At 63.3% G+C, this 9,131-nt stretch carries 6 protein-coding genes; 3 read left to right on the top strand and 3 right to left on the bottom strand.

The features are described from left to right. Nucleotides 1-173 precede the first annotated feature (173 nt). The 3 genes from AC630_RS14240 to AC630_RS14230 form a co-directional block, all read right to left on the bottom strand. A complete protein-coding gene (locus AC630_RS14240; protein WP_074119143.1) occupies nt 174-863 on the bottom strand; it encodes a Fe2+-dependent dioxygenase in 690 nt (229 codons plus the stop codon). Between the two features lie 2 nt (nt 864-865). Beyond that, nucleotides 866-3,271, bottom strand: coding sequence for a TonB-dependent receptor (locus AC630_RS14235; protein WP_074119142.1), 2,406 nt, complete (start codon nt 3,269-3,271; stop codon nt 866-868). A 230-nt stretch (nt 3,272-3,501) separates the two neighbouring features. Then, the gene (locus AC630_RS14230) at nt 3,502-3,741 is read right to left on the bottom strand and encodes a hypothetical protein (RefSeq protein ID WP_027571757.1); all 240 of its coding nucleotides are present in this window, start codon (nt 3,739-3,741) and stop codon (nt 3,502-3,504) included. A gap of 400 nt (nt 3,742-4,141) precedes the next feature. On the opposite strand from AC630_RS14230, the gene AC630_RS14225 reads away from it, so the two are divergent. The 3 genes from AC630_RS14225 (at nt 4,142) to AC630_RS14215 (ending at nt 9,088) form a co-directional block, all read left to right on the top strand. After that, nucleotides 4,142-5,314 (top strand): efflux RND transporter periplasmic adaptor subunit, encoded by a 1,173-nt coding sequence (locus AC630_RS14225; RefSeq protein ID WP_074119141.1) that lies wholly within the window; start codon nt 4,142-4,144, stop codon nt 5,312-5,314. Next, nucleotides 5,311-8,457, top strand: coding sequence for a multidrug efflux RND transporter permease subunit (locus AC630_RS14220; protein WP_074119140.1), 3,147 nt, complete (start codon nt 5,311-5,313; stop codon nt 8,455-8,457). The genes AC630_RS14225 and AC630_RS14220 overlap by 4 nt, the downstream gene beginning before the upstream one ends. A gap of 64 nt (nt 8,458-8,521) precedes the next feature. Further along, a complete protein-coding gene (locus AC630_RS14215) occupies nt 8,522-9,088 on the top strand; it encodes an invasion associated locus B family protein (protein ID WP_074119139.1) in 567 nt (188 codons plus the stop codon). Nucleotides 9,089-9,131: the final 43 nt, after the last annotated feature.

Here is a 9,131-nt window from a genome sequence, read left to right as displayed (position 1 = left end):
CGGAGCGGTGGCAGACGGCGCTGCCACCGGAGCCGGGCTGGCCGGGGCCAGCTGAGCCGCCGATTGTACCGGTGCCACTGGCGGGGTTTGCGCCTGGGCAGAAACAGGGGATGCGAGCCAGGCGACCACCAGCATCGCGGCTGCGGCAAGGCTTGCTTGGAAGGACATGATCTTCATACTTCGGCCCAGTAGCGAATGAGGTTGTGATAGATGCCCGTCAATTTGACCGTTTCGGGATCGTCGCGCCCGAGCCGTTTCACCAGCGCCTGAATCGCGGTGTCGAGGTCAAAGATCATGCTCCGGGCTTGATCGTCCCGTATCATGCTCTGAAGCCAGAAGAAAGACGCAACCCGCGTCCCCCGGGTCACCGGCGTGACGAGATGCAGGCTGGTCGAGGGATAGAGCACGCAGTCACCGGCTGGCAACTTGACTTCGTGCGAACCGTAGGTGTCCTCGATCACAAGTTCGCCACCGTCGTACTCTTCCGGCTCGGCCAGGAACAGCGTGACCGACAGGTCTGTGCGGATGCGAAGGCCGGTCAGGCGGTCGCCGCGGATCGCATTATCGACATGCAGGCCGAAATGGTGGCCGCTGCTCGCCGCGTAGCGGTTGAACAGCGGCGGGAAGATCTGCAGCGGGATCGCCGCCGCAATGAAGCGCGGGTTCGACGTCAGCGCCGAGATGATGCGATTGCCAAGCTTGCGCGCGACCTCGCCGTCCGGCGGCAATTGCTCGTTGCGCTTGACCATCGCCGACTGCGCGCCGGCGGTGGAGCGGCCATCTTCCCAGTCGCTGGCATGCATGATGCGGCGGAAATCCGCCACATCATCCTTGCTGAGAACGCCAGGCAGGCACGTCAACATGATCAGAACTTCGCCGTCGTGATGAGGTAAAACGCACGCCCAGGCGCGACCGCCACGAACGGCACCGCGCTGCGATAGAGCGTGTCGTAATAGAGCTTGTTGGTTAGGTTCTGGGCGTAGAACTTCATGGTCCAGTTCTTGTCGATCTTCTTTTCCACGAACGCGTCGAAGCGCCAGTAGCTCGGCAGTTCGTTGCCGGTGTTCGCCGCAAATGTGCCGCCATAGACCTTCGAGCGATACACCGCCTGCCCGCCCAGCTCCCAGCCGTCGTCGAACTTGTACTTGGTCAGCATGCTGAACGACTGATGCGCAACGTTGGCGAGCTGCAGGCCGATGTTGGAGGGTATGTTGCTCTGCGTGACCTTCGACTGCATCAGCACCAGGCCGCCGAAGATGCTCCAGCGGTCGGTGATCTTGCCTTCGGCCTCGATGTCGATGCCCTGGATACGGTAGGCCGCGTTCGAGGTGAGCAGGCCCGCGGCATTCGTCTCGCGTGCATTGTCCTTCGTCGTCTGGAACAGCGCCGCGGTGACCAGCAGGTGACGATCGGCCAGTTCCCACTTGGTGCCGAGTTCGGCCGCCTTGTTGATCTCCGGCCCGAGCAGAATAGGCGTGTTGGCCGGCACGCCACCGTAATCGGTGCCGGTCGCATCAAGCTCAGATCCGAACGGATTGGCCGAGGTCGCATAGGCGGCATAGACGCTGCCGATCGACATCGGTTTGTAGAGCACGCCGACGTTGTAATTGACGAGATCGGTGTTCATTTTCAGATAATTCGGCGAGTTGGTCGACGAGCTCATGTTGTAGCCGTCGTAGCGGACGCCGCCATTGACGATGATGGTGTCCTGCCAGTTCGCGGTGTCCATGACATACACGCTGCTGGTGTTGACACCGTAGCGCGTCGGGTTTCCTGCGAGCGACGGAATGCCGAATGGAATATAGGTGTACTGCGGGGCGTAGATATTGACCCCCGTCACGGCGCCGGTGCTCACGAAGGGGCTGCCGGCCAGTTCCGAGGCGAGACCGGCGTAACGGTCGATCGAGACGTTCTCGTTCGCATACTCGACGCCGAACACCGCGGTGTGCTTGATCCCGTCGGTGTCGAGCTTGAATGTGGCCTCGTTCTGGTTGGCCCACACGTCCACGTTCTGGTAGCGGCTCTGCGCGCTCGCCGTCGTCGTCCAGAGCAGCGGATTGGGGCTGGTCGTCTTCGGCCCCTGCGGCAGCGTGCCGATATAGTTCAGCAGCGAGTGCTCGCCGCGCACCTTGCTGCTCAGCGTGATGGCGTCGTTGACCTTGTACTCGATCGTGCCGGTGCCGAAGTCCTGCCGCGCGGTCTGGAAGTCGCGGTTGAGGAAGCCGTACCAGTTCTGGCGCGGAATACCGGCCGACGTCACCGGGACGTTGCCCTGCTTGTAATAGGGCACGCCGAAATCGGGGTAACCGCTGAGGTCGGTATGGACGTAGTTCGTCGTGATCTTGATGTCGTTGGTCGGGGTGTACTTGGTCGAGATGAAGCTGCCCCAGCGATCGTCGGTCACGTAGTTGCGGCCGGCGACATTGGCGTCCTGGAACAGGCCGCCCGCGCGCACCGAGAACGTCGGATCGACGACCTGGTTGACGTCGAGCGTCACGCGCTTGGTCATGTCGGTGCCGAACTCGGTATCCATTCGCTTGAAGTTGACGTCGCCCGCCTGCTTGGTGACGATGTTGATGGCGCCGCCGGCAGTGCCACGGCCTGCGTAGGACGAGGCCGGGCCGCGCAAGATTTCGATCTGCTCGGTGAAGAAGTTCTCACGGATGGATACCGCGGGATCGCGGATGCCGTCGATGAAGACGTCGTTGCGCGCATCGAATCCGCGGATGAAGAAGCGGTCGCCGAACGCGTTGCCGCCCTCGCCCGAGCCCAGCGTCACGCCGGCCGTCGAGCGCCCGATCTCCTTCAGGGTCGTGGCGTTCTTGTCCTCGAGCACTTCCTTGCTGAGCACCGTGATGGTCTTGGGCGTGTTCAGCAGCGGCTCGGGAAATTTGCCGGAGGCCTGGACGTGGTCGACCTTGTAGGGAGCCGCCGGATCAGCATAGGGATCCCCGTCCACGGCGCCGGCCGGCTCGGTGGGAGCGGCCTGCTGGGCCGCTTGCTGCCGCTGCGCGGCGCGGCGAAGCGCGTTGCGGGCGCGGATCTGCTCTGGCGTGGGTTTCGAGGCCACCGGACGCGGACGCTCGACCGGCGCATCGACCGTCACCGGCGGCAGGGTCGACTGCTGCGCCTCTGCGCTCGAAACCGACGCGACCGCGATCAAGCTCGCGACGGCCGAGACCTTCTTGCCGGAAATGCCCGCGGACTTTTCATCCATCGGAACGAACGTCGCGACCGAACGCAACGACTTCGGTGCAACCACCTGCCCCATCACTACAGCCCCAAATTTTCTTCCTGTTCGCTCATTCACTTCGATGAACGATTGGGCTGTTGGTATCGGCGGCAAAATAGTGGGTCAATGCGGGCAAGCCGCAAGAACCCTTGAATAGGTCCAGATCAAAACGATTCTAAACTGTAGTTTGAAATCGTTCTAGGTCGAGATTGGAGTCGTTCTAAAACACGCGCGAAGAATACCGCCAAATCAGCGTTGCGCGTGCAACATCAGTCGCTGCTCGGCGGCTTCATCAGCGAGAACAATTCATCGACGGTTTTCTGCGCGACCGCGCGCACGCGATCGGTACTGTCCATGCCCGCGATATTGACTCCGTTCACGACGGCTTTGATCTCGTCGCGAAAGTCGGTGAGGAAGCGCAAGGGATCGCGCTGCTCGTTGGCGACGCGCGCGATCAGTCCCGTGATCAGAATCTGACACGCGATCAGCTTGCCGTTCAGTTCGTCCATCCTGCGCTCCATGTGTGGCGGCGCCGATATGGACGATGCCGATTTTCCTGACAACAGAAACGCCGCCCGGGCGATTTAGAACCGTTCTCGCGAGCGTTAATTCCGCAGCTCCTCGCGACGCGGTCAGCCGACCTTGCGGCGAGCTTCACTTGCCTTGCCCACACCAGCTCCGAGCATTGCGCAAGCTTTGCACGCTGGTCGTTCGCGCCGGGAAAATGCAGCACTGCACACCGTCGTGTCAGAGGGCTGCCTAACCGGTACAAAGCTTTCCAATTGTTTAGGATTCTCAACCCATCGTGCTGTTTACACTGGAACTTGGCGTGTATTATACAAGCGCGCTGGAACCCTATGATTGCTCCAAAATTCGTAGCTTTGGGCATGCGAGCCGACACGAGACGATATGAAAAAGTCCCGGCCGATCCTCTGGATTCTGATCATCGCGGCCGTGGCCACCGCGGGGTACTACGGATGGCAGAAATTCGGCTCGCACGATGCCGGCAAAGCCCAGACTGCGCAGAAGGGTCCGCCGCGCGCGACCGCCGTTCCCGTGAGCGTTTCGCCGGTCCAGAAGGTCAATTTCCCGGTCTACCTGACAGGCCTCGGCACGGTTCAGGGTTTCAACACCGTACAAGTCCGGACTCGAGTTGACGGCCAGATCGACAAGATCGCTTTCACCGAGGGCCAGATCGTCAACCAGGGCGATCTGCTGGTCGAGATCGACCCCCGACCGTTCCAGGCCGTGCTCGACCAGGCCAAGGCCAAGAAGCAGCAGGACGAGGCGAATCTCGCCAACGCCAATCTCGACCTTCAGCGCTACACCAAGCTCGGCGAATTCGCGACGCGGCAGCAGACCGACACCCAGCGCTCCACCGTCGCCCAGCTCACCGCCCAGATCGCCGCCGACGAAGCCGCGATCTTCAACGCCCAGACGCAGCTCGACTACACCCAGGTCAAGGCGCCGATCACCGGCGTCGCGGGCCTGCGCCAGGTCGACATCGGCAACATCGTCAACGCCGTGACGCAGACGGGCATCGTCACGATCTCGCAGGTCGAGCCCATCGCGGTGATCTTCACCGCGCCCGAAGACCAGCTCCCCTATATCAGCGAAGGCCAGAAGGCCGGCGCGCTCAAGGTGATCGCCTTCACCACCGACGGCAAGAAGACGCTGGCCGAGGGCAAGCTCGCCGTCATCAACAACCAGGTCGACACGACCAGCGGGACTATTCGGCTCAAGGCGGTGTTCGACAACAAGGACCACTCGCTCTGGCCCGGCCAATCGGTGTCGACGCGCCTTCTGGTGCGGACGCTGAAGGACGCGACCGTGGTTCCGGATGACGCGGTCCAGCATTCGACCAACGGGCTCTACGCCTACACCGTCAATCAGGACAACAAGGCCGAAGTGCACAAGATCAAGGTCAGCTACGCCATCGACGGCCGTTCGGTCGTCGACGAAGGGCTGAGCCCCGGTCAGCAGGTGATCACCGGCGGTCAATTCAAGGTGCAGCCCGGAAGCCTCGTCTCGACGACGGTGGCAAGTTCGAATCCAAGCCAGAACAAGGTACGACAGGAATGATCGGGGGCGGGATTTCGGCACCTTTCATCCGTTATCCCATCGGCACCTCGCTGCTGATGGCCGGCATTCTCTTCGTCGGTCTCGTGGCCTATCCGCTGCTGCCGGTCGCGCCGCTGCCGCAGGTGGACTTCCCGACCATCCAGATCACGGCCAACCTGCCGGGCGGCAGCCCGGAGACGATGGCCTCGTCGGTGGCGCAGCCGCTGGAGCGCCAGTTCGCCCAGATTCCCGGCATCGCCCAGATGACCTCGACGAGCTATCTGGGCACCGCGTCGATCACCATCCAGTTCGACCTCAACCGCAGCATCGACGGCGCCGCCAACGACGTGCAGGGCGCCATCAACGCCGCAAGCGGCCAGCTGCCGAAGAACCTGCCCTCGCCGCCGACCTACCGCAAGGTCAACCCGGCCGACGCGCCGATCCTGCTGTTGTCGGCGACCTCCGAGACGCTGCCTTTGACCAGCGTCAGCGACGCGGTCGACGCCCAGCTCGCCCAGCAGATCAGCCAGCTCTCGGGCGTTGCGCAGGTCTTCATCGGCGGCCAGCAGAAGCCGTCCATCCGCGTGCAGATCGACCCTGCGAAACTCGTCGCCAAGGGCCTGTCGCTGGAGGACGTGCGCAGCCAGATCGCGATCACCACGGTCGACAGCCCCAAGGGCAATATAGACGGCGAAAAGCGCGCCTACACGATCTACGCCAACGACCAGCTCACCCAGTCCAAGGACTGGAACGACGTCATCATCGCCTATCGCAACGGCGGTCCCTTGCGAATCCGCGACATCGGCCAGGCCGTCAGCGGCCCCGAGGACGCCAAGCAGGCGGCCTGGGCCAACGGCAAGCGCGGCGTGTTCCTGGTGGTGTTCAAGCAGCCGGGCGCCAACGTCATCGAGACCGTCGACCGGATCAAGGCGACTCTGCCCCGGCTGGTGGCGGCGATCCCGCCCGCGATCAAGATCGAGGTGATCAGCGATCGCACCACGACCATCCGCGCCGCGGTCGAAGACGTCCAGTTCACGCTGCTCCTGACCATTGCCCTCGTGGTCATGGTCATCTTCATCTTCCTGCGCAGCTTCTGGGCGACTGTCATTCCCACCGTCACGGTTCCGCTGGCGCTGCTGGGCGCGTGCGCGCTGATGTGGGTGTTCGGCTATTCGCTCGACAATCTGTCGCTGATGGCGCTCACCATCGCGGTCGGATTCGTCGTCGACGACGCCATCGTGATGCTCGAGAACATCACGCGCTACATCGAGGAAGGCGAATCTCCCCTCGCCGCCGCCTTCAAGGGTTCCAAGGAAATCGGCTTCACCATCGTGTCGATCAGTGTCTCGCTGGTCGCCGTGCTGATTCCGCTGCTGCTGATGGGCGGCATCATCGGGCGCCTGTTCCGCGAATTCGCCGTCGTGCTGGCCATGACGATCTTCGTCTCGATGTTCGTGTCGCTGACGCTGACGCCGATGATGGCCTCGCGCTTCCTGCGCGCCCATGGCGAGGTGACCCACGGCAAGTTCTATCAGTGGAGCGAGCGCGCCTTCGAGGGGATGCTGCGCGGCTACGAATATATTCTCGATCACGCCCTGGCCTGGCGGCGCACCACGCTCGTGATCTTCTTCGCCACACTCGGCCTGTCGATCTACCTGTTCGTCCTGATCCCGAAGGGCTTCTTCCCGCAGCAGGACGTCGGCCTGATCACCGCGACTTCCGAAGCCTCCCAGGATATCTCGTTCGCCGAGATGCAGCGGCGTCAGGTCGAGCTCGGCAAGATCGTGATGGACGATCCTGACGTCGCCACGATCGCGATGAACATCGGTGGCAGCGGCCGCGCCGGCAACAACGGCAACATGTTCATCACCCTGAAGCCGCGTAACGATCGCAAGGCATCGGCGCAGGAGATCATTGCCCGGTTGCGTCCCAAGCTCGAGAAGGTTTCCGGCGCCCGCCTCTACATGCAGGCGGCCCAGGACGTCCGGCTCGGCGGCCGGCCGACGCGCACGCAATTCGAGTTCACGCTGCAGGATGCCGATCTTGCCGAGCTCAATGACTGGGCGCCCAAGATCCTCGCCAAGATGCAGACGCTGCCGCAGCTGCGCGACGTCGCCACCGACCAGCAGACGCAGGGCACCACGGTCCAGCTCAAGATCAACCGCGACACCGCATCGCGCTACGGCATCCAGCCGCAGCTGATCGACGACACGCTGTATGACGCCTTCGGACAGCGGCAGGTCACGCAGTATTTCACCCAGCTCAACACCTATAAGGTGATCCTCGAGATCCTGCCGGAGATGCAGGGCAATCTCGACAGCCTGAACAAGCTCTATCTGAAATCGCCGCTGACGGGCGACCAGGTGCCGCTGTCGACCTTTGCGACCTGGACCACCGATCCGGTCCGCCCGCTTTCGATCAGCCACCAGGGCCAATTCCCGGCGATCACGATCAGCTTCAACCTCGCGCAAGGCGTCGCGCTCGGCCAGGCGACGGAGGCTGTGCAGAAGGCAATGGCCGATCTCGGTGCGCCGCCGACGCTGAACTCGAGCTTCCAGGGCACCGCGCAGGCCTTCCAGCAGTCGCTCGGCACCGTGCCGCTGCTGATCCTCGCAGCCCTTGTCGTGGTCTATCTGATCCTCGGCATTCTCTACGAGAGCTACATCCATCCGATCACGATTCTGTCGACCCTGCCCTCGGCCGGCGTCGGCGCGCTTCTGATCCTGATGGCGGCCGGCTTCGACTTCAGCCTGATCGCGCTGATCGGCATCATCCTCCTGATCGGCATCGTGAAGAAGAACGGCATCATGATGGTCGACTTCGCCATCGCGGCCGAGCGTGACGAGCACAAGACGCCTGAAGAGTCGATCCGCCAGGCCGCGCTGCTGCGCTTCCGCCCGATCATGATGACGACGATGGCCGCGCTGCTCGGCGGCGTGCCGCTGATGCTCGGCCACGGCACCGGCGCCGAGATCCGCCAGCCGCTCGGCTACGCCATGGTCGGCGGCCTGATCGTCAGCCAGGCGCTGACGCTGTTCACCACGCCTGTCGTCTATCTCTATCTCGACAAGCTCAACAACTGGTTCTCGGGCTGGGGCCGTTCGGGTGACGGCGAAGGCCAGGAGGCACCCGAGCACGGCACCGTCAAGGAAGCCGCCGAGTAATCTTGCGCCGCGGCTCCCGCGACGCTACAGCGAGGCCCTCGGTTCACGCCAACGCGGTTTCGCCATGCTGATGCAATCCAGACTTGTCGTCCTCGCTGCTGCTCTCCTGTTGCCGACCGGCGCCGCCTATGCCCAGCAGGGCGCCAAGAAGAATGCCGCTCCTCCCGCCGCACAGCCAGCGCCTGCCCCGACGCAGCAACAGGCAGAAGGCGCTCCGGCGCAGCAACCCGGCTGGATCGCGCGCTGCAGCAGCGTGAGCCGCGACGCACCGCTCGAATGCGCCATGGAGCAGAACGCGGTGCTGACCAAGACCGGCCAGACCGTCGTCCTGATCAACATCCGCATTGCGCCCGACACCCGCACGCCGATGGCGTTGCTGCAATTGCCGCTCGGCCTCAACATTCCCGTCGGCGCCAAGCTCCAGGTCGACGAGGGCAGGACGGTCGACCTCCAGATCCAGACCTGCGAGAATCGCGGCTGCTATGCCTCGACGCCGATCGCGCCGGATCTGGTTGCGGCCCTGAAGTCAGGCAAGCAGTTGAAGGTCTCCTTCCAGAACATGGCCAAGGAGACGATCGCGATCCCGATGCCGCTCAACGATTTCGCGGCGGCCTACGACAAGATCAAGTAGCGGGTCTCTCTCGCCTGCACGCGCAGAGCTACGCCTTTGCAAG

It is taken from the genome of Bradyrhizobium sp. AS23.2, from assembly GCF_001908185.1.
Lineage (GTDB): Bacteria > Pseudomonadota > Alphaproteobacteria > Rhizobiales > Xanthobacteraceae > Bradyrhizobium.
The sequence above is the reverse complement of the archived record's forward strand: the minus strand, read 5'-3'. Positions and strand labels throughout refer to the sequence as shown.

Coding starts and splice junctions, on each gene's coding strand:
- AC630_RS14235 (WP_074119142.1), bottom strand. CDS start 3,271: ATGGGGCAGGTGGTTGCACCGAAGTCGTTGCGTTCGGTCGCGACGTTC.
- AC630_RS14225 (WP_074119141.1), top strand. CDS start 4,142: ATGAAAAAGTCCCGGCCGATCCTCTGGATTCTGATCATCGCGGCCGTG.
- AC630_RS14230 (WP_027571757.1), bottom strand. CDS start 3,741: ATGGACGAACTGAACGGCAAGCTGATCGCGTGTCAGATTCTGATCACG.
- AC630_RS14220 (WP_074119140.1), top strand. CDS start 5,311: ATGATCGGGGGCGGGATTTCGGCACCTTTCATCCGTTATCCCATCGGC.
- AC630_RS14240 (WP_074119143.1), bottom strand. CDS start 863: ATGTTGACGTGCCTGCCTGGCGTTCTCAGCAAGGATGATGTGGCGGAT.
- AC630_RS14215 (WP_074119139.1), top strand. CDS start 8,522: ATGCTGATGCAATCCAGACTTGTCGTCCTCGCTGCTGCTCTCCTGTTG.